This window comes from Geomicrobium sp. JSM 1781026, assembly GCF_041949955.1.
In the GTDB taxonomy this organism is placed as follows: domain Bacteria; phylum Bacillota; class Bacilli; order Bacillales; family Marinococcaceae; genus Geomicrobium_A.
Genome location: NZ_JBHFQF010000003.1, coordinates 90,264 through 111,930, shown reverse-complemented (window position 1 = coordinate 111,930; position 21,667 = coordinate 90,264). Strand labels below are relative to the sequence as shown.

Genomic DNA, 21,667 nt, shown 5'->3' with positions numbered 1-21,667 from the left:
ATATGTCATATGCAATCATTCTAATTCCTGTATTAATCGTGGCGACAATTATTGACTTGAAACATTGGCGAATACCAAATTGGCTTACAGTAAGTGCGGCATTTGTTGGTTTAGTACACAGCTATATAGCTGGGGACGTTTCCAGCTTATTGAATCATACGACTGGAATGATTGCAGGCGTACTCATTTTCTTTATTCTTTACGTGTTAGGAGCTTATGGCGCTGGTGATGCAAAGTTGGTAGGAGCGATTGGTGCAATTATGGGATTGGAGTTTATCTTATATGCTTGTGTACTCATTATATTTCTAGGCGGTATCACATCCTTTTTGCTATTGCTAAAACGAAAGGGGTTCATGTCGTTACGTATCATGATGGACTTCTTAAAAGCAATATTCACAAGACAACTTGGAAAGTTTCATCAAAACATTATAGAAAATAAACCTTTAACCTATCCATTCAGCATCATTATATCGCTAGGGAGTGTGATAACACTATGGGTTATCTGACTAATTATGTAAAGTCTAGAGTTCGTAAGTTTCGGCGTAGAGATGAAGGACAGGCCGTTTCGGAGTTCGCATTAATCGCTCCATTAATGATTATGATTGCCGTAGCTGTTTTGCTGCTTGGTTATTTCGTTTTCACACAAATTATGGTCGTATCCGCTGCGAATCAAGGTGCGAGAGCTGGAAGTGCTTTAAGTGTCGATGAGAATGTATCCCAGCAGGAAATGATTTCGAGAGCCCAGACGACTGCTGAATCAATGCTAAGTTCTGGTCTGAACCTTGATAATGGAAATGTCCAATCACAACTGATTGGTAATGAGCGCTTTGAAACGACAGTAACCTACGAATTTCAATTTCCGTTTTCAATTCCTGGAACGAACATTCCGGATAGTCACATGATCAACCACACCTCAGTGTACTACGTGTGGGGGGAAGATGATGATTAGAAAACACTTGCAAAATGAGGAAGGTGCCGTTTACCCGCTTGCAGGAGCGTTGATTCTTGTCTTCCTGGCGTTGGCAGGATTAATTATTGATGCAGGGTTTGCCATGTATCAATATACGAAATTGACAAGCGCAACAGATTCGGCAGCAATTTCTACATTAGACACTTATGACAGAGCTCTCTGGGAAGAAGAAGGGGTCATAGAAATTGATCAAGGAAGGGCATATTCTATGGCTTCGCAGTATTTAAATAACAACATGGATGATGCTGTAATTCGAAATGTACAAGTTAACGGAACTAATATCACTGTCAATGCCGAAGCGACGGTCCCAGTGTTCTTTATGAAGATATTTGGGCAACAAGACTTTCAAATTGAAGCAATGGCAAGAGCAAGTCTAGATGATTCAGATGCGAATGGTGGGGACTCTTAATTACAGAAAATTTGCTGGGAACTATCATTGCAAATGATTCAACAGAGTATCGAGCACCACGCCTGATGGATGTAAATTAGCATTATTACAAGAGATGTCAGTCGAGTGTGAATAATAATACATCCAGACCATTCATCAGCCTAAGGCACACTCCTGATTATTAATATAGAAAGGGAAGACATTACCCTTTTAGGGAGGTGCTTAATTTAATCAGTACACGTACTAATTGTAATCAACGAACAATCTACTTTCTAAAATATGAAAGAAAGGAGAGTGTGTATGCTTCTTAAGTACGTAAGGATAGCTTTTTCACTGTTCCTCATTTCACTATTTGTCCTTATGCCGATTACCCCACTGTTCGCTGCAGATGATGATGAAGAGCGTGGCCTTCCTTCACCGAGCTTGGATCAATCCGATGAACACAACAATATTCGCGGTGGCAATGGCTCTGGCAGTGGAGGCAGCGGTCCCGGAGGTTCTGGAGGAAGTGGTGGACCAGGCAGCGGTCCCGGAGGTTCTGGAGGAAGTGGTGGACCAGGCGGCGGTCCCGGAGGTTCTGGAGGAAGTGGTGGTCCAGGCGGTGGTTCCGGAGGTTCTGGAGGAAATGGTGGTCCAGGCGGTGGTTCCGGAGGTTCTGGAGGAAATGGTGGTCCAGGCGGTGGTTCTAACCCAGGGCTTGACGACATTCTAAACGACGTAGATGAAAATTCACCTAGTCTTGGAGAGATTATTACAGACCCAGATGGGAATATCATCGGTCCCGATGGGAATCCGATAGATTTAGAAGGCATTTCGGTAGACCCAGATGGGAATATCATTGGGCCAGATGGGAATATCATCAACCCCGAAGACATTACCATAGACCGGGATGGTAATATGGTAGGTCCTGACGGTCGTCCGTTAATAGATTCAGAAGGGAATCTATTGGATGACAAAGGCAGTGTAATTGTCGATTCAGACGGCAATCCTTTACGACCTGGTGATCTCACACTAAATTCAGATGGAAATTTAGTGGACACTCATGGCAACCTGATTACTGGCAAAGATGGTCAGCCAAGTACAGTAAATGTCGGTACAATGTTAATAGTTTCAGAGTTGTTGCATCAATTAACAAGCCCTTCAATGGGAGGTAGTACAGTTGGTCAAAACATTCTTTCCGCTTTAGGGCTTAGTTATTCACCACTCCAACAGATGATGAGTAATGCGTACTTTGGTGTGAGCGGTGAAGACAACGGTGTAACGCCACATGGGATTATGAACAACATTACGAGTGTAGCTTCTTCCTTCACCGGCTTAGTTAATGGAGCTGAAACTTTAGGGAATAACTTGACTCCATTTAATGGTGTCAAGGTTGGGAATAGTGCTATTTCGATGGCTTTAACCCCTGTAGCCGCCATTTTAGATAGTCAAGGACATGGCGGTATGGGAGTGTCATTAGATATCGCATCCTTAGGGGTAGGCACTGGTGAGGCAATATATCAATGGAAGAAATATGGGACACAACTAACCCAAACCGCTACTTCTGCATCACAGAATATGTCTATGGCTAATAGAGCATCTGATTTTATAGGTGGAGCAATTAATACGGTCAGTAACAATTGGAGTCAAGCTAATAACTGGATGAAAGGTGCAGGTATATTAGGTGGAATTAGTGCAGTTAGTAATATATCTGAGGGGATTCATCATGCCAATGCGGGAAACGGTTTGGATTCAGCAGGATCATTCATTGGTGCAGCTGGCGATCTTATGGGTGCGGCAGCGCCATTTGCTGGACCGGCAGCGCCGTTTTTGGCTGGAGGATTTGTGATCTGTACTGCGATATCAATGGGAATTCGATATCGTGAAGAAATTGGTAAGGCGTGGAATAAAACCAAAGATTGGGCTGGAAACAAAGTCAAGGATGGCGTGGAATGGGCGACTAATGCATACAGCAGTGCAAAAGAAACTGTGACGGAAGTAGGGAAAACAGTAACTGAAGGCGCAAATAAAGTGAAGAACGGTGTTAAGGCAATTGGTAGAGGAATAGGTAGCTTATTTGGTAGTTAATAAGTAAATAATATAAGGAGTGACGATAATTTATGATTAAAGTTATAAAGAGTTTTTGGAAAGAAGAAGAAGGGCAATCGTTAAGTGAATACGGGCTAATATTGGCACTTGTAGCGGTAGCTGTAATCACTGCATTAACTCTTTTGGGTTCGAATTTAACAGAGATGTTTAATGATATTGCTGAACAAATTATGCAGTAATGAATGATGAACAGGGGTCACTAGATGCTGGTTGGTGACCCCTAACAATTTATATTGAAGTTGGTGTAACTATGAAAATTTTCTTTTGGTTTTTACTCGTAAGCTTTATTATTTTGGCGCCTATTCTGATTTACGACATGATCAATCGTCGAACATTTAATGTTACTCTCGTTATTTTTCTTGTTTTGCTTATTTATTTTTATAATCAGGCTTTTAGTAAAGGAAATAAGAAGTAGGGGGGAGTCATTCTAATCGAAAGAGGAGTAAATAACATGCCTAAAACAATCTCTTTTAATGGAGGAGAACTATCCGCAGGTCAAGATACTGTCATTTGGAAAATTGAAAGTAAGAAAGTACATTGTGCTGTATTAAATGATCTTTCTTATTTGAAAGAAAAAGACGAAAAGGTAGTGCCGCTTCGGCAAGTGGAACATGAAGGCCAATCTCTTGTCTTCACTTGGGACGTACGCTCACATCAAGTTTTATCACAGGTAAAGAAGGAGCCGTTAATTCATCGAATAAAAGTTGCTAAAGCATTGACGCGTCTTGTGGACCAAATGGAATCTATGCAAGAATATGATTTTGTGATGGACCCTAAAAATTTTTACATCGATGAGTTTCACAATGTAAAAGTATTGCTTTATTGTAAGTCAATTCATATTCAATGCAGGGAAGAAGAGCAAAGAAACACGTTAGAAATGTTAAAGAGGACAATTTTATCTTTATTCACGACAGTACCGGAAAAAGAGGTTTTATCTGCATCGTTTGAGGACACCCTCGCTAAATGTGACGATTCACTAGCCATTTTTTTGAAGCAGGTAGTGAGAACTTCCAACTACCACGACTTATATCAATGTTTAGATTATGAATTAATGCGTATTGAAGAACTGTATTTTGAAAGCTTTCAAAAGGGAAATGAACATCAAAAGTTGAAAACGAAAAAAAAGAAAAAGATTGGATTGTTGACAACGTCAGTGCTCGTGGTTGTTGGGGCCGGTCTTTTGTTCATAATAAATAATTACTCTGGGGCGGAGACAGTTTCAGAAGAAGACCCGGTGTATGAAGCATTGGATGACGCTCATCAATCAATTGATGATTTTGAAGACTATATGCACGTGATAGACTTATATTTTGACAGTAACTATGAAGAGGCACATGATGAACTCGAACAGTTGGATGCATCACTTGTCCATGAGCCATTATGGATAGAAGTTAAGATTAGAAGTGGTCATGCTGAAGAGCTAGTGAATCAAGATGAGTATCGATCTGACACCCTTGAACTGATGGCTACTTATGAATTAGAAGATGATATTCTAGAGTTGAGCAGTGAGAATTTGACAGTTCAGTTTGAACAATCAGTAATAAATAGAGAAGATGAAGAAGTAATCAATATAGCAACAGAATTAACAGAATGGACGGACCGTCGAGTCCAACGTGCGTTTCAATCCCATTTACGAGAAGATGAAGAAGAGGCGTTAGCATTTGCCGTTGAAATGGAAGCAGAGAATTTTCAGATCGTTGCTTTGGAGCATATTATTGATAATCTTGAAGAGCAGTTAGACGCTGCTGAAGATGACGAAGTTGAAGAAATAGAAGGTGAGTTAGAAAGCTATCAAGAACAATTAAACGAATTAGAAGACTGAGGTTAAGAAGACTGTTACTCTTTGATACAATAACACTGAGAGTAACAGTCTTGATTGGTGAGAGGGGAATTATCAATTATGGCACGTAAACGATTACCAGGATTTCAACCAGCGGATGGTGTTTTTGAAGAAGTTATTAAACCTTATCGATCATGGTATGAGCGCTCAGAGATGAGTCCATTGTTTGAGGTTAATCAGCAATATTATCGAGTAATTACTACAATCCAATACTGGAGAAATGTATCTGGAAGAAAAATGCTTGTTTGTGATGAAAAAGGAAAGCTTATAGATGACGAAAATATTACTTATGAATGTCTTAACATCTTGATTTATTTAGCCAGATTCATTGATTTCCAGCATAACGATGATTTCTATATTAAAGGCGGTGAAGCTGTGCGTCATGAGCCAACAATTAATGCTATGAATACGGTAAAGGCATCTATAGACTCAAAATGTACTGAGTACCAATTGCAGGGTATTGAGAAACATAGAAGTTACCTATATGAACACTATCGATTAAGTGTTGAGTTGATGAACATAACTAAACAAAAGTTAAGTGATCGTGAGATTATAGAAAACTCGATGAATAAAAAATTAACATCTGGCTTTATACAAGAATTTATACAGCATTTAATCACATTTATAGATTTATCAGAACACTTTGAAGTGAATTTAATAGAAAATCGTGAAGGACGAAAAATAACGAAAGAAGTACTCACTGACCAAACGATAATGGGTGGTCTAGACTTAAATAAAGAAATAAAACTTATTATAGGAGAGATTAATGGTTCACAAGAAGCCGTAAGTCGAGCAATTGAAAACAACCCAGAGTATAAGCAGTTCGATAGTGAAGAAGAGTGGATCGCGTCTAAGAAAAAATCAGGAAATGAAAAGAAATATGTTGCGGACTTTACAGATACTATGGTTAAGGAAAATTGGGTGTTATCACCTCACTGCATCTATCTAAAGAAGTAGAATCAAACTGATTAGTCAAAAGGATGGATTGGTCATGCGTAAACGTATACCAGGGTTTCAACCAGCTAAAGGTGTATATAAGGAAGCAATAAAGCCATATTTAGCATGGTATGAACGCGCGGAGATGAGTCCATAGCTAGAAGTCAATAGTCATTATTACCGCATAGTGATGTCGATTCAGTATTGGCGAAGTGTTTCTGGCAGAAAATTACTTGTTTGTGATAACGAAGGTCGAGTAGTAGAGGATAGAAATACTAACCATGTTTGCTATAAAATATTTGTTTACTTAGGGAGATTTTTAGACCTTGAACATAATGATGACTTCCATATTGATGCCGGAAAGGCTGAACGTCATGAACCGACAATTCATGCGATAAAAAAGGTGAAGGAAGTAATTGGAAGGAAGTAATTGGAAGGAAGTAATTGGAAGGAAGTAATTGGAAGGAAGTAATTGGAAGCAAGTTAACAGAGGACCAACGGCGTGGAATTAGAAAACATGAACGTTATTTGCATGAATATTATCGTCTAAATGTCGAATTAATGAATATAACGAAACAATCATTAAAGTATCGTAAGCTAGTGGAAGATCCAAGCAATGAGAGACTAGGAGCCTCGTTTATCCAGGATTTAGAAGGTCATTTTACTAATCGTACATTTCAAGTTGAACAACTTCAAGTGAATTTGATTGAGAATCGCGATGGCAGAAAATGTATTAAAGAAATTCTTGCCGATTCAATGCTTACAGAGGTAATAAGTTTAAGCAAAGAGATTAAGCTCATTGTAGGGGAAATAAATGGTTCTGAAGAAGCTATAAACCGTACTATTGAAAGAACTCCCCAATATCAGAGTTACAATAATGAAGAATGGCTTTCTTATAAAAAAAATCCAGAAAATGAGAAGGAATATATTTCTGACTTTGCAGATACCATGGTTAAGAAAAACTGTGTACTCTCACCCAATTGCATTTTCTTGAAGAAACAAAAATAGTGGAATTAGACTACTGCATTCATATTGTATAAATCATAGAGAGGTGCACTTTTATTCTAAGATACCATACAGTTAAAAATGTCTATTATATGCATGTGGTATAAGTACAATTAATCAAATGGCAGTAGAACACTACCGTAATAATACGATAGCAATTTATGCGTTAAGGTCATTTATAAGAACAGGTAATGAATGGGGCTTCGAAAAGAAGGGATCTCCCTAATTGGCAACTCAGTTTAGTCTCTAAAAGAATAGCAAAAAATTTTATCGAGCTTTACTGTAGTGCTGTCTTGATATGGTCGAAGGTCTATGATTACTAAATATTTTAAGCTCGTTATCTATAAAAATATAGTATTTTCGAAACCTCATTTTCTTTGATCATTGTAACTGATTTCCATGGAGATGACGAAAGGAAGTCAATACGCAAAGAAATTACGATGCTTGTTAAATAGAGGTGAAAAACTTGATATACAAGATCTTAAATTTCTCATCAGTAGTAACAACAATTATCTTGATTGTGGGTATATTTTCGTTGATTTTTTACTCTGACGAGCTGACTTCTTTAGCGGAGAATCTAGTACTTCGCTTCTCTTTTGTTATCGTATTTTTCATACTAGGCTCTTTCGCTGTAATGAATTTGCGACGAAAATCAAGGGAAGATAAAGTATTAACGAAAGAAGATGCGAAGCGAAGTGTAGGGGAACTGTTTGTGTTTATCGTTTTTATCTCTATATTTACTGGAATGCTCGGGTGAAAGTTACATCCTTAATAAACTAGAGGGAATTACTTAACCATGATCTAGAAATAAAGAAAGGCTAATCGATCACTCTTCTATTGTATATACGCTTACCGTCGTTTATATGTAAATATTATCAAATTGAGAAAAAAGATTTATTGCAGTAATAAAATAAGAGGTGCAAACCTTGCTATACAAAATCTTAAATTTCTCTTCAGTAGTAACAACAATCATAATAGTTTTGTTTATATTTTCACTAATATTTTTCTCTGATGAGTTGAAATATTTTACAGAGAATAACGTGCTCCTATATTCGTTTGTTTCCATTTTTTTTATATTAAGCTCTTTAGCTATGATGAATGTACGACGAAATTCAAGGGAAGATAAGGTATTAACAAAAGAAGATGCGATACGAAGCGTCGGGTTGCTCATTGCGCTCATGTTGTTTATGGCTTTTTTCAACGGAATGCTTTGGTGAATGAATCAGGGATGTGGTTAAGTGAATGGTTTCTTAAATGCAATAACTGCTATTTGCATAATTTTCATAGTGACTGTATTTACTCTTGCAGCTTCAATAGATGGTTTTGAGAACATTTTTCCTGAGTACCCTGTGCTTTCATATATTTTGATAGTTATCACGGTTTTATTGGTGTATGGAGCTATATTAAATTGTATGAGATTAAGCCAAGAAGATAAAAAAATCACTGTGAAGTTAGCTGTTCAAACTTTGATTTATATTGGGATACTAGTATTTGTAATGAGTTTTACGATGATATTATTTGAATAGCCTAGCATTTAATTGTAATCGAGCTGCCATCTTAATGGATTAAATACCTGAAAGGATGTCCGACCTTGAAAAAATATACGATTCTAGGAATCTCGCTTTCTTTGATGGTTCTAACTGCGTGCGGAGATAATGAAGAGGAGCCGCAGCCGGAAGAAACGACAGATGAAGAAGCAACAGAAGTCTCAGGAGACGAATCAACGGATGAAGAGGAGACGGTGGACATCGGAGACCTCACCCGTTTCCAAGGCGACGATGTTGCAGAATGGCTTCGTGCAGAGCCGGGGACGTTTCATGGCGATGACTATGACGAGGAATTAGTGACGGCAACGTTAGAGCAATCCATCAGTGAGGGCGCGGACGAAGAAGAACTCTACTATACGTTGTTGGATCTAGTCGCTGAAGACTATCGTGATTTGCAAGCTTTCATTGACGATCCGGGTATCGTGTTTGAAGGCGAATCAAGGGATGCTGATGAGCGTGAGGAAGAAGAGCTGGAAGCGGAGCTGAACGTGCAAGTCTTGTTCGATGCGAGTGGCAGTATGGCCGCTTCTGTTTCCGACGGCGTCAAGATGGACGTAGCGAAAGATGCTGTTGAAGACTTTTTGGGTGAGATGCCGGAAGGCACGAATGTGTCCTTGCGCGTATACGGCCATAAAGGAAGTAACCAACGAGACGGAAAAGAAGAATCCTGTGCAGGGACCGAAGAAGTGTATCCGTTAAGTGCATATGATGAGGACGCTTTTAGTGACGCACTCAATCAATTCGAGCCGACAGGCTATACGCCTATTGCTGCCTCCATCGAGGCTGCCCAAGATGATTTGGCTGATGCAGACGGTGAGAACGTGCAAAACATCGTCTACATTGTAAGCGATGGTGAAGAGACGTGCGGCGGTGATCCTGTTCAAGCTGCTCAAGATCTTAATGAAAGTGACATAGAAGCCGTCGTAAACATTATCGGGTTTGATGTTGACGATGACGAACGCGATTCTTTAATGGAAATTGCTGAAGCGGGACAAGGGGAATACTTGGCTGCAGATACGGGCGAGGAAATGAGAAGGCAGTTGCAAGAAGAATACGCGGAGCGGATCTTAAATTCACTCACTTGGGAACGAGAAAGTCATGTGGATAATTACGGGCAAACGAGAGATTTTCAGGTGGAAGCATTTGACGTTGATACAGAAATGCGTGTGCTCATAAATGATGAACGCAATCAACAGCGCGAAGCTTTAAGAAATATTGATCTCGGCAATCTCGATCCAGACGTGATGATCGACTTCATCAATGACCGGCGGGATGAAATTGGTGATTATCGAGATGAACAGATGGGGCTGATCAGAGAAGAGATCCGAGACGGCTCAAGTGAACGCCGCCATGAAATCGGCGATGAAGCAAGAGAAGAACGACGAGATATTCGAGAGAATCGATAGCAGCCTCCACAATTGGAGGCTTTATTCATAAAGTAATGGCTTAGTAGAAGGATCAGAAATCGTAGAGGAGTGGCAGAGATGTCAGACTCATTTTGGAAGAAATTGCGATGGTGGGTATACATTGGCGGAGTAGGTGGGGTTGTTGTTTTTATCTACTTCGCCGATACACAGGCAGAAGCGATGGAGAGCTTTTTCAGTGACCGAATGTGGCTATTTGTTGTTGTATTAATCATTGCGTGTATACTCTTTGTCCTGATCCCTCTCATTGAAATTCGACTAAGCCGAGGAGTGTTAGACTGGAGAACGATAGGCTTAACCTTAGGTGTTGTGGCGGCATTACTCATATTCTTCTCACTCACAAGGCTATGACAGGAGGCTTTTATAATGGGTCAACCATTTACGCTATTTACAGAAAAAATCTCAGCACCTGATGATGCGAAACCTTACCAAGTCATGGTGAGCGCAGAGTTTCATGATCAAGAAGTTTTTGACCGTCTGTTAGCGATGGCGAAAGACCGTCCACGCCTTTGTGTTCTCTATCGTGGACGATTATTGCACTTATTTAAAATTAAAAAAGAGAAGAAGTATACATTTGATATGGTGTATCGAGATGACAAAGTTGACTACACTGAACAGACGCTTTTAAATTTATTGGAAGAAAATGAATGGTTGTACAAGTTCGAGGAAGAACAACTGCAAGAAGAGTTTCTCAATGAAGGAATGCAGACAATGGAAGACTTTCTATTAAAAGCAAACCGATTGATTCGTGATAACAATACCTACTAATCAATCTCTTACTTCAGGTGACGGCCAAAAGAAGTATAAAGTAAATCCTCAGTTAAATCAGGGTTCGGGTAGGGTCTTTTAGTGCGAGGACATTTGTGATAGCAGGGTTAATGATTGCCGCCATAGACGCTTTTTATTATGAGAAACTAGAAAACTCCCAAAAAATACAATGAGTATGCCGTGACAAGCTTAGTGGGGTGTGCATCTTGCTATATAAAATCTTAAATTTTTCATCAGTAATGACAACAATAATATTAATTGTAGTTATTTATATGCTGTTTTTTATGAATAACGAGTTAAGAGCTTTTTTAGATAATGATGTACGTAAATATTCGTTTATTATAACGTTCTTACTCTTGGGTGCTTTAGCTATGATGAATGTACGACGAAATTCAAGGGAAGATAAGGTCTTAACAAAAGAAGATGCGATACGAAGCGTCGGGTTGCTCATTGCGCTCATGTTGTTTATGGCTTTTTTCAACGGAATGCTTTGGTAAATGAAATAGGGATGTGGTGAAGTGAATCAACTACTAAGGGTTTCTAGAATTTTGATAATTGTCTTTGCAGTTTTGTTTCTAGGACTCGTTATGATTTGGCCAGAAGTGTTTGATATTTTAAGAAAAAACGCATTTTTAGGGTATTTATCAATGATCATTGTTTGTGCCGTTGCCTTTCTAGCAATTCTTGATGTCTATAAATCACACTTTGAGATCGAAAAGTTCACCGGTAAGATGATCTTTCAAGCGACCCTTTATATAGTGGCTCTACTAATCATTATTTTGATGATCAGAAATATGTGAGTATAGATGTATTCGTTAGGAAAAACCATATGCTGTTTAGATAGAGTCTGCTAGATGAGAAATACATACAATGAACGAAACTTTCAGTGTATTCAGACCGTAAATAACTGATAATGAGTGGAAGTGTTTGTCTTTAGTGGTGCCTTTTGGAAAAAACTGCGGTGGGTCTACATAGGCGGTGTTGTGCTCATTTATTTCGCAGATATATAAGCGGAGTTTATGGAAAGCTTTTTTGCTGACTATATGTGGCTACTCATCGTTGTGATTGTTATCGCCAGTTTGTTCTTTATTATGATTCCATTGATTGAAGTACATCTAAGCCGTGGTGTCATGGACGGAAGACTGTCGGTTTGACGCTAGGTGTCGTCGTCATGTTGATTATCTTTTTCTCTCTCACAAGGTTATAACTAGTAACAGTTGTGGTGTAATTAAGTCAAAAAACAAAAACTAGTGCTGGAGGAGTATATATGAGTATAACAATTAAAATTCCTATTTTTATCGTGTTATCTATAGTAATAAGTGGTTGTACAAATGATGAATCAGGAGCAGATGAAGATTTGTCGAACGATGAGCAGGATGCCCCAAAAGAGGAGCCTCAATCGAGCGATGATCCACATGAAGTATTGGATGAGCTAATTGCAGATCTTGACGCCCCTCCTGAAGATTTAGCTGAAGCATTGGAGCAATCGGCAGGCCCACTGCAGCAAAAGCGGATCGATGACGATGAAGAAGCGTTTATGGAAGTGATGTCACCGCTGATGGAATTCGATGCGGAAGAGTGGGATGACTCGGAAGAAACGCATGATCAGTTATGGACATTGGTCCACTCTTGGGTGGCAGCGGACTTTCCTGGTCCGAACAGTATCGTTCAACAAATCCGTCAATCGCAAATTGGACACCCTGATTTCGAAGAAGACGGCACGTTTTCGTTTGAAGATCAGTTCAATGTGCAACTCATTTTAGATGCGAGCGGAAGTATGGCCGGTGAAATCGATGGTACATCAAAAATGGACATTGCGAAAGATTCCATTCTTGCATTTATCGATACGTTGCCGGAAGACGCACAAGTAGGATTGCGTGTGTATGGCCACGAAGGCGACAACACGAGCGAAGGGCAAGAAGTCTCTTGCCAAAGTTCAGAGCTCATCTATGATATTCAACCGTACGATGAAGGTGAACTTTCTGATGCATTGAATGATATAGAGCCGACGGGTTGGACGCCGATCTCTCATTCTATTCAGGAAGCGGAACAAGATTTCGCGGAGTATCCAGGTGAAGAAAATACCAATATTATCTATCTCGTCAGTGACGGAATTGAAACGTGTGATGGCGACCCGGTTGCGGCAGCAGAACAGCTCAGTTCATCGGATGTAGAACCCTTCCTAAATATCATCGGGTTTGATGTTGATCCCGAAGGACAAGAAGAGCTGCGCGAATTGGCTGAACTCACACAAGGAACGTATACGAATGCTGCTAATGAGGATGAACTAACCCAGCAACTGGAACAATCGCAGGAACTTTCGGAGCGCTGGGAAGACTATTTAACAGGTGCTCGGTTAGATGCAAGCAGTGATTGGTTTTCGCTAAAGCACTCGACCATCGCAGGTTATCGAAATACGTGGAATGATTTATACCGTGCCCAAGAATTCGCAAGCAATGATGTTATACACTTTTTACAAGAAGAGGGTCATATTACTTCCGAAGCCCGTCAATACATGAGCAGTCAGATTAATGTAACTCGTCAATCGTTTACGGGTATTGCAAATGATCTACAAGATGACCTCAACGAGATCAATGACAGCAATTACGAAGAGATGGTAGACGAAATCCAAGAATTAAACGAAACGTATGTTAATGATTAAGTCATCATGAATGGAACACCAAATCAACTATTTGGAGGTGCATTCCATGAATCGAACAGTTAGAGCTCTGATAGCGGGTGTTTTGCATTTGTATTAGCATTTTCCCCGATGCTTTCAATTACAACTTTAGCATTTACACCGATTACCCCAGGTGATCCGATTGATCCAGGTAATCCTATAATGCCTGGTGAGCCGATTACTCCAGGCGACCCCATAACTCCGGGTGACCCTATCCAACCTGGTGATAATCCGAACCCTGGTGAACCGATTGCGCCAGGAAGCCCGATTACCCCGGCAACCCCAATTGCCCCAGGTAATCCAATATCCCCCGGCAACCCGTCCAGTCCGGGAGAAATACCTAATGAAAATGCTCCTAATCCAGGAACACCACCTGAAGCAGGTGCCCCTGGTGGAGGCAACGGTCCCGGCGGAGATTATCAATACGGTTATGACCCTTTCGGTAAGAATCCGTTAGGTCCTGGAGGATATGGTGAGGATCGATCTAATTCATACGATCCTTATTATCCTTATGGAAATCTTTACGACAACAATAACCTCAATCACCTTGGACCAGCAACCGGGTTGAATGAATTTGATGGTGCGGAACCAGATGATTTATCCATATGGCGTACAATGCCAAGTGACATTATGAGTGAGATAGGGCAGGTAATGCCTTTTGTTGATAATGGTTTAGACCTTATACACATGGGAGCTGAATATACTAGTAACCCAATCCCGATGGATAGTGCAATTTTTAAAGACCTTGATACCTTTTTGAGTTATGATATGCGTGATCAGGGTTTTTGGAGTCGTATGGGTAACCACTTTAATTCAAGTTTGAACCCCTTCTCATCAGGTTTTCGGGATTTGACGAATAATTTACGTGGTGGTGGGGCTATAGGCGCTATTCTAGGTACGGGCGGTCATGTGTGGGACTATACAGTTGGAGAAAAATCAGATCAAAGTCTATTTGGAACAGGTTTTGCTTCTGAGGTAATTACCGATGTAGGAATAGGTGGAGTTACTACAGCAGCGAGTGTTGGTGCTGGTATGGCAGCAGGCGCAGCAGCAGGTTCAATTGTACCTGGCATTGGAACGGCAGTTGGTGCTTTTGCAGGTATAGGATCAGCAATCTTAATGTCCACCGGTTGGGGTCAACGTGTTAGAAACAACGTCCAGAAAGGTGTGAAAAAGACTTTAGATTTGGGTATTGAATTACGAAACGATGTTAGGAACTTCGCTAATGAAACAGTAACTAATACCGTTGATTTTGCTAAGGAAACAGGTAAAAAAGCTTGGGATGGTATTAAGAATATTTTTGGGGGCTAGAAGAAATATGTTAGGGGCGATCGAGGTTGCGACATCAAGAGGAAAATGGTAAATATGCAGGAAGTACTATAGGCATAATAATCCTACCAATTATATTGTCTTTAACCGCTACAGCTGCTCCTGTATGGAGTTGGTGGCTTGCAGCAGCATTTGCGATTACATTAGCATTACTGTTAATGTATTCAATTATAAACATTATCATGGGCTGGTATAAGAAAACAACTCTTAGACTTTTACACTTGATTGTCATGATTAATGTTACAGCAGTCATTTCGTTAATTGCGGTATGGCGTATATATAATGAGAACTTTTGGATTGGAATTGTATTGCTAATCCTAGCAGTTATTGTGGCCTCACTTTCATTAAAACATCGGCAGTATCTAAACACTGCAATTCGAAACCCTAAGCAGTACCCGGTGATTGGAAAGGTCTATAAGATCACACTCTTTATTTGCGCAATTTTGGCTCCTGCCAGTTATGGAATTTCTGTTGCGTTGCGTTCGTACTTCACAGCTGACACAGTATTGCTAGTTTTTGGTGCTTTACTGGTTCCCATGACTTTCCTGGTAATGACTTTAAGCCTGTCCGCTTTCGCAGTCATTAAACCACAAAAAGGTAAGAGATTTAGGAAGGACGATTATCAAGGAAAGTTTTAAAAGATGCACTCAGGATCTATGATTAAAACGTAGTGAATGTGTTTCTCTCATTAATTGTGATCGTTCTTCGTCTATTTATACTTGAGTATCTTATCCGTGGTTGTTCACGATCTTATTTTTGAAGTTGCAATCGGACGGTTTGTAAGTGTAGCAGCCACGATTTTGATCTTGGCTCAGCTTCCGTTCATCATGATGGGAGCGACGTCGTTTGTGCATGAGGATATTCGCTATTCTGTTTGTGTTATGATTTGCTGATAATTTGGAACGGCAGTTGGAGTTTGGGTAAGTATAGGTTCAGCAATCTTAATGTCCACCAATGGGGTTCGGTGTGATAAAAACAATATACAGAAAACCTATGATTTAAGTATTGAGATACGAAATGGTGGTAGGGATTTCGCGTGTGAAACAATAAATAGAACCGTTATGTTGAAGAAACAGATGGAAAAGATATAGAAGATATTAAGAATTTATTAGGGGCAAACGTTATTATGTCTGAGGTGGTATTTTGAGTTCAAAGTATAAAGAGAAAGACAGGAGTACTCCAGGAGCAATAATAGGGGTGTTAATATTGCCCGTTACATTGTCTTTAGCGGCAACATCTGCACCTGAATGGAGCTGGGGATATGCAGGATCATTTACTGTTATTCTCTTGTTGCTACTTTTATATTCTTTAATTATTACCTTAACAAAATGGTATAAAAACACATCTTGGCGTTTTTTGTACTTGATTGTTGTATTTAATGTGACTGGTGTGACCATGTTAATTGCAGTCTGGCGCGTGTATAATGAGAACATTTGGCTAGGGCTTATAATGGTAACATTGGTTGGAATTACGGTAACTCTTTCTATAAGACATAGGCAGTATTTAAATAATGCGATTAGAAATCCCAAGCAATACCCATTCATTGGAAAGCTTTATAGGGTTGTGCTCATTGTCTCAGCCTTTTTGGTTCCTTCTAGTTATGGAATTTCCGTAGCATTGCAATCTTATTTTACTGCGGACTCAACCTTTATTGTTTTAGGAGCGGCAATGGTACCCTTTGCATTTTTGCTTATTGCTTTAAGCCTATCCGCTGTTGCAATCATTAAGCCACAAAAAAGCTAAGAGATTTTAGGAAGGGCAACGATTGAAGGTGCTGAATACCCTTGCGTTTTCTCCAATGTATTGTTCTTGATCAATAATTAAAAGGGTTCCCCCTCATTTTAGTGTAGAGGTAGCTCATACATTTGCATTAAAGACCTTTTTTCAAGTATTTATAGCACTAGTGAACAGCTCTATAAGGAGTGGGTAATACAGAAATTCTCTAATGCATTAATTGCTGTTGATCAGGAAATAGAAAACTTCGAGATAGCTACCAAGTTAAGGCTAAACAAGTTTTGAGCAGTGATAATTAAACGTCTAACACAGTTATAATTCAGGTAGAGGTGGCTTAGTGGCGGGATTTTTAAATTTTGTAATGTTTCTCTGTATAGTTAGCTTCTTCGTTTTACAAGGATTTATTGTATTTGTAGATAACTTTGATAAGTTTTTCAATAGTGATAATTTACTAGCCACTTTAATATTAATTGTGTTATCCATTCTGTTGTATGGCTCGATTTTGAATTGTATGCGGATTGGGAATGAGCATAAAAGAGTTACTTGGATGTTAGCACTAAAATCTTTAGGATATGTTTTATTTTTGCTGGGGGTAATGGCTATATCGACAAATTTGTTTTGGTGAAAGATCAATATTTAGTACCTACCTTCAATGACAAGTGGTGAGAACATCGCTCTATAAAATCTTGAATTTCTCTTCAACGTTCACAATAATCATCATAATTGCAAGCATATTTTCGCTGATTTTTTTCCCAAACGAGTTAAATGCTTTAGCGGAGAATAATGTACTTCGATACTCATATGCAACATTATTATTAGTATTTGGCTCTTTCGCTGTAATGAATTTGCGACGAAAATCAAGGGAAGATAAAGTATTAACGAAAGAAGATGCGATACGAAGTGTAGGGGAACTTTTTGTGTTTATCGTTTTTATCTCTATTTTTACTGGAATGCTCGGGTAAATATTATATCCTTAATAAACTAGAGGCAATTACTTAACAATAATTCAGCAATGAAGAAATGCTAATTGATAAACCTTCTATTGTATAAAAGGTGACCGTGGAATATATAAAAAATTATCAAATCTTAAAAAAGTTTTTATTGGATGGGCCTGTTGCTTGTACAGCGGTCAGCAGTAAAATTAAGAGGTGCAAACTTTGCTATACAAAATCTTAAATTTCTCTTCAGTAATGACAACGATAATATTGATTGTTGGTATATCTTCATTAATTTTCTTTTCGGATGAATTGAATAATTTAGCAGAGAATAACGTGCTCCTATATTCGTTTGTTTCCATCTTTTTCATATTAAGTTCTTTAGCTATGATGAATGTACAACGAAATTCAAGAGAAGATAAGGTATTAACAAAAGAAGATGCGATACGAAGCGTCGGGTTGCTCATTGCGCTCATGTTGTTTATGGCTTTTTTCAACGGAATGCTTTGGTAAGTATATGTACTATAGCAGTTCATTTGGCTGAATATTAGCATTTGAGGTGCTTATGAATGGTATTGCTATTCAGGATTTCTAATATAATAACAGCTGTCTATTTGACGACCTTCATAACTATAGCTATCATATGGCCGCAGTTTTTTGAGTATTTAGCGGCAACTACTTATGCCAAGTACTTTATATTTGGAATACCTACGTTCTTTATATTCCTAACAGTATTAAAATTAACAAGTGAAATGTTAGGCGACGGAACGGTAACCATTAGAAGAATTATCGGCTCTATTGTATATATAACTATTGTAGTTGCTGTCATCTATATGTTTCGGACATGAGCATTAATGGCACATGGTTTTATATTGTATGTAAGGTGTCCATCATCTTGTTAAATAAATTATTAAATTTTTTTGCGAGTGGGGAAAAGGCCTATTTGGAGGTTGAAAATATTTAAGCATATATAGTTCCTTTAGTAAGAATTAACTCAGAAAAATATAACTCTATTTTTAGAACTCAATATTAGGTATGTATGAGGTGAAATCATGGGCATGGAACAACAAAGAGGAATGAATTTGGCGGGAGCAACACTTGGATGGCCTATGGTTCCAGGAGTGCTAGCATTAGCTGCAAGTTCAACACCTGTGTGGGATGGGCGGTTTGCGATCACATTTGTATTAGTCCTCGCGGGGTTGTTTATTTACTCCTTGTACAATGTTATAACCAAGAAATATAAAACCGAATTTCACAGAATATTACATGAAGTCGTTATGCTTTACGTTTCATCAGCATTCATGTTGGTTGCTGTGTGGAGGACATTTGGTCAATCTCTATGGCTAGGCTCTTTTCTCCTAATACTAGTGATAGGTACAACTGTTTTATCATTTAAGCATAGACAATATTTAAGCAAGGCAATCAGAAACCCAAAACAATATCCTTTAATCGGCAAGATCTATAAGGCAGTGTTAATCATCTCGGCGGTTTTAGGACCAGCAAGTTATGGTATATCTGTTGCACTAGATTCCTATTTTGAAGCAGACACGATGTTAATCATTTTTGCTGCGATGCTTATACCATTTGCATACCTGTTTATTGTTTTAAGCTTCCCTGCTGTTGCAGTTATTAAACCACAAAAGAGCTAAGAGTTTTGAGGAAGGACGATTATCAATGAAAGTTTAAAAAAATGCACTGAGGATCTATAATCAAAATTTAAAGAATGTGCTTTCCTCATTAATTTTGATCGTTCTTCCTTTATTTATTCTCGAGTACTTTATCCGTGTTGGTTCACGATCTTATTTTGAAGTTGCAATCGGACGGTTTGTAAGTGTAGCAGCCACGATTTTGATCTTGGCTCAGCTTCCGTTCATCATGATGGGAGCGACGTCGTTTGTACATGAGAATATTCAATTTTCTGTTTGTATTAAAGCCTTTTTCAAATATTTACTTCCGGTAATTGGAAGTTCTCTGGTGTTTATGATTGCAGCTGTAGCTGGCTTATACGCATTGATCATTCCGGGATTATATATTCTTGTTGTGGCTGTTATCCATCCGTATGCTGCAATTATTCACAATAAAAATGGGGCGGCTTTGTTTGCAGATCTCTACAATTGGTTCCGAGCCTCCTTTGTTGATATTTTCATTCTCGTAATGGCATTCTTATCATTTAATGTATTGATAAGCAGCGGCGTCGTATGGGGAACTTCTGTAATTACTCAATCATTTTTTGCGATTAGTATGGTGCAAATTGTTATAAATCTACGAATACTACCATTGTTCGTGTTTACAGTTCGCAGGAAGTTGAGGCACGAAAACAGGATATTCATTGAACACCATCAGCTAAAAAATGCTACAAATTTTAGATTGTGAAGGGTGTTGTTAAAGTGAATTTACTCGTGAAAATATCCAAAACGATATTTATTATTATCACGATATTGTTTCTTGGAACAGCTATGTTATGGCCAGATGTTGTGTACAGAATTGCTGAGACGACGTATCTAAGTATAGCGATCATTGTTACAACGGCATTCTTTGGGTTCATTACTATAATGGACATTACAAGGTCAAGAATGGGAGCAGAAAAAATTACTCCACAACTTGTTGTAAGGTCGTTGCTATTTCTAACTGCAATGTACTTAGTAATAAATTTAGTTAGATGAGGGGTTATATTGGGTTCTTTAGTGGTCATTACGGCAGTGTTTTCATTAAGAAATATTTAGTATATAAACGATGCAATTCTGACTCCAATACAATAACCGATTGTTGGTAAATAATATAGATTCATCTTAATAATCTGCGCTTTTTAACCACCGTTTTAAGTCTATCGGCTTTCGCAGTTGTAAAACCACAAACTAATTAGACTTCTAGGGCGGCGTAAAGAAGTTTACAACGAGGATATTAAAACTAAAAATATAGGATGAAGGTATATCCATCATTCGTTCACCCATCACAAACACATAGCAATGAAGTAGTATGCTAAATACTAGTATTAGAATTTGAGGTGTCTATTAATGGAAACCCTTTTTAATTTTTCTAAAAAATTTTCAATATCTTTTACATAAATTTTTCTTATAACCATAATTCTATGGCCAGAGTTGCATTATTATTTAGCTGAAACTTTACCAACATATATAATATATAGTGTAATAGGTGTCTTCATTTTTTTTGGGTTTTTAGCCATTTTAAAATATACAAGTGAAATGTTAGGCGACGGAACGGTAACCATTAGAAGAATTATCGGCTCTATTGTATATATAACTATTGTAGTTGCTGTCATCTATATGTTTCGGACATGAGCATTAATGGCACATGGTTTTATATTGTATGTAAGGTGTCCATCATCTTGTTAAATAAGTTATTAAATTTTGCATCTGTGGTGTCAATAACTGTAATGAGTTTATTTGTATTAGCACTCATAGCATTTCCGCATTATTTAGAGATACTTATTAAAAGTAGTGTGATTTTATATTCCTTTCTTACTTTATTATTTGTTTTTACTGCGATGACAATGATCAATGTACGCAGGAAAAGACATGAAGATAAGTTATTAACGAGAGATGATGTGATCCGGAGTATAAGTGAGCTTGTAAGGATTATGTTAGTCATCGGCTTCTTCAATGGGTTCTTTATGTGAGTGTGTCCAATTGCTGTTGCCGTATGGTCATAAAGTGATGTACTCAAGCTGAGTAAGATGGGTCGCTTTAGTTGATAATTATTAGGAAGTGATTTTTTGACGCAATTATTGAAGCTCTCAAAAAGAATTGCAATTGGACTAGTCTCACTGTTTCTTATTGTAGGCGTAGTGCGACCAGAGATTTTATATTGGATTGCAGAGACGACGTATCTTGCATATGTAGTAATGATTGTATTTGGCCTTTTCTGTTATTTAGGTCTAGTAGAGGTCTGGAGGGATCAAAGAGGAGAAGAAAAAGTTAGTACAAAATTAATTATTCAGCCGACGTTATTTTTAGTCGTGTTTTTCGTTTTATTTCATGCGGTAAGGAATATATTTTAGCTTTG

23 protein-coding genes are annotated in these 21,667 nt (G+C 38.5%); all 23 read left to right on the top strand.

Annotation, left to right across the window (positions count from 1 at the left end; translation table 11 throughout):
* Nucleotides 1–2: 2 nt before the first annotated feature.
* A complete protein-coding gene (locus ACE1TF_RS05860; protein ID WP_375015104.1) occupies nucleotides 3–506 on the top strand; it encodes an A24 family peptidase in 504 nt (167 codons plus the stop codon).
* Nucleotides 494–949, top strand: coding sequence for a TadE/TadG family type IV pilus assembly protein (locus ACE1TF_RS05855; RefSeq protein ID WP_375015102.1), 456 nt, complete (start codon nucleotides 494–496; stop codon nucleotides 947–949). The genes ACE1TF_RS05860 and ACE1TF_RS05855 overlap by 13 nt, the downstream gene beginning before the upstream one ends.
* On the top strand, nucleotides 942–1,379 hold the full coding sequence (locus ACE1TF_RS05850; RefSeq protein WP_375015100.1) for a TadE/TadG family type IV pilus assembly protein: 438 nt from the start codon (nucleotides 942–944) through the stop codon (nucleotides 1,377–1,379). Before ACE1TF_RS05855 ends, ACE1TF_RS05850 begins: the two co-directional genes overlap by 8 nt.
* Before the next feature lie 279 nt (nucleotides 1,380–1,658).
* Complete coding sequence (locus ACE1TF_RS05845; RefSeq protein ID WP_375015098.1) at nucleotides 1,659–3,425, top strand: DUF3659 domain-containing protein; 1,767 nt, start codon at nucleotides 1,659–1,661, stop codon at nucleotides 3,423–3,425.
* Nucleotides 3,426–3,457: 32 nt separating this feature from the next.
* The gene (locus tag ACE1TF_RS05840) at nucleotides 3,458–3,625 is read left to right on the top strand and encodes a Flp family type IVb pilin (protein ID WP_375015096.1); all 168 of its coding nucleotides are present in this window, start codon (nucleotides 3,458–3,460) and stop codon (nucleotides 3,623–3,625) included.
* A gap of 272 nt (nucleotides 3,626–3,897) precedes the next feature.
* Nucleotides 3,898–5,268, top strand: a complete 1,371-nt coding sequence (locus tag ACE1TF_RS05835; protein ID WP_375015094.1) for a hypothetical protein — start codon at nucleotides 3,898–3,900, stop codon at nucleotides 5,266–5,268.
* Between the two features lie 78 nt (nucleotides 5,269–5,346).
* On the top strand, nucleotides 5,347–6,243 hold the full coding sequence (locus ACE1TF_RS05830; protein WP_375015092.1) for a hypothetical protein: 897 nt from the start codon (nucleotides 5,347–5,349) through the stop codon (nucleotides 6,241–6,243).
* Nucleotides 6,244–6,666: 423 nt separating this feature from the next.
* Complete coding sequence (locus ACE1TF_RS05825; RefSeq protein ID WP_375015090.1) at nucleotides 6,667–7,230, top strand: hypothetical protein; 564 nt, start codon at nucleotides 6,667–6,669, stop codon at nucleotides 7,228–7,230.
* Nucleotides 7,231–7,762: 532 nt separating this feature from the next.
* Nucleotides 7,763–7,984 carry a hypothetical protein gene (locus ACE1TF_RS05820; RefSeq protein WP_375015088.1) on the top strand — a complete coding sequence of 74 codons (222 nt, stop codon included), beginning with the start codon at nucleotides 7,763–7,765 and terminating at the stop codon, nucleotides 7,982–7,984.
* 481 nt (nucleotides 7,985–8,465) lie between these two features.
* On the top strand, nucleotides 8,466–8,753 hold the full coding sequence (locus ACE1TF_RS05815) for a hypothetical protein (protein ID WP_375015086.1): 288 nt from the start codon (nucleotides 8,466–8,468) through the stop codon (nucleotides 8,751–8,753).
* Nucleotides 8,754–8,818: 65 nt separating this feature from the next.
* Nucleotides 8,819–10,180 carry a VWA domain-containing protein gene (locus ACE1TF_RS05810; RefSeq protein WP_375015084.1) on the top strand — a complete coding sequence of 454 codons (1,362 nt, stop codon included), beginning with the start codon at nucleotides 8,819–8,821 and terminating at the stop codon, nucleotides 10,178–10,180.
* A gap of 78 nt (nucleotides 10,181–10,258) precedes the next feature.
* Nucleotides 10,259–10,549 carry a hypothetical protein gene (locus ACE1TF_RS05805; RefSeq protein WP_375015082.1) on the top strand — a complete coding sequence of 97 codons (291 nt, stop codon included), beginning with the start codon at nucleotides 10,259–10,261 and terminating at the stop codon, nucleotides 10,547–10,549.
* A 15-nt stretch (nucleotides 10,550–10,564) separates the two neighbouring features.
* Nucleotides 10,565–10,966, top strand: a complete 402-nt coding sequence (locus tag ACE1TF_RS05800) for a hypothetical protein (protein WP_375015080.1) — start codon at nucleotides 10,565–10,567, stop codon at nucleotides 10,964–10,966.
* Nucleotides 10,967–11,337: 371 nt separating this feature from the next.
* A complete protein-coding gene (locus ACE1TF_RS05795; RefSeq protein WP_255357958.1) occupies nucleotides 11,338–11,463 on the top strand; it encodes a hypothetical protein in 126 nt (41 codons plus the stop codon).
* A gap of 51 nt (nucleotides 11,464–11,514) precedes the next feature.
* Complete coding sequence (locus tag ACE1TF_RS05790; protein WP_375015078.1) at nucleotides 11,515–11,766, top strand: hypothetical protein; 252 nt, start codon at nucleotides 11,515–11,517, stop codon at nucleotides 11,764–11,766.
* 219 nt (nucleotides 11,767–11,985) lie between these two features.
* Nucleotides 11,986–12,120: a hypothetical protein gene (locus ACE1TF_RS05785; RefSeq protein ID WP_375015076.1), complete on the top strand. Its 135-nt coding sequence runs from the start codon at nucleotides 11,986–11,988 to the stop codon at nucleotides 12,118–12,120.
* A 113-nt stretch (nucleotides 12,121–12,233) separates the two neighbouring features.
* Nucleotides 12,234–13,628, top strand: a complete 1,395-nt coding sequence (locus ACE1TF_RS05780; RefSeq protein WP_375015074.1) for a vWA domain-containing protein — start codon at nucleotides 12,234–12,236, stop codon at nucleotides 13,626–13,628.
* Nucleotides 13,629–13,736: 108 nt separating this feature from the next.
* A complete protein-coding gene (locus tag ACE1TF_RS05775; RefSeq protein ID WP_375015072.1) occupies nucleotides 13,737–14,957 on the top strand; it encodes a hypothetical protein in 1,221 nt (406 codons plus the stop codon).
* Between the two features lie 26 nt (nucleotides 14,958–14,983).
* Nucleotides 14,984–15,613 carry a hypothetical protein gene (locus ACE1TF_RS05770; protein WP_375015069.1) on the top strand — a complete coding sequence of 210 codons (630 nt, stop codon included), beginning with the start codon at nucleotides 14,984–14,986 and terminating at the stop codon, nucleotides 15,611–15,613.
* A 505-nt stretch (nucleotides 15,614–16,118) separates the two neighbouring features.
* Nucleotides 16,119–16,718, top strand: a complete 600-nt coding sequence (locus ACE1TF_RS05765) for a hypothetical protein (protein WP_375015067.1) — start codon at nucleotides 16,119–16,121, stop codon at nucleotides 16,716–16,718.
* A gap of 1,148 nt (nucleotides 16,719–17,866) precedes the next feature.
* Complete coding sequence (locus ACE1TF_RS05760; RefSeq protein ID WP_375015065.1) at nucleotides 17,867–18,157, top strand: hypothetical protein; 291 nt, start codon at nucleotides 17,867–17,869, stop codon at nucleotides 18,155–18,157.
* A gap of 539 nt (nucleotides 18,158–18,696) precedes the next feature.
* Nucleotides 18,697–19,293 carry a hypothetical protein gene (locus ACE1TF_RS05755; protein ID WP_375015063.1) on the top strand — a complete coding sequence of 199 codons (597 nt, stop codon included), beginning with the start codon at nucleotides 18,697–18,699 and terminating at the stop codon, nucleotides 19,291–19,293.
* A 76-nt stretch (nucleotides 19,294–19,369) separates the two neighbouring features.
* Nucleotides 19,370–20,017 (top strand): hypothetical protein, encoded by a 648-nt coding sequence (locus tag ACE1TF_RS05750; protein ID WP_375015061.1) that lies wholly within the window; start codon nucleotides 19,370–19,372, stop codon nucleotides 20,015–20,017.
* Nucleotides 20,018–21,667: the final 1,650 nt, after the last annotated feature.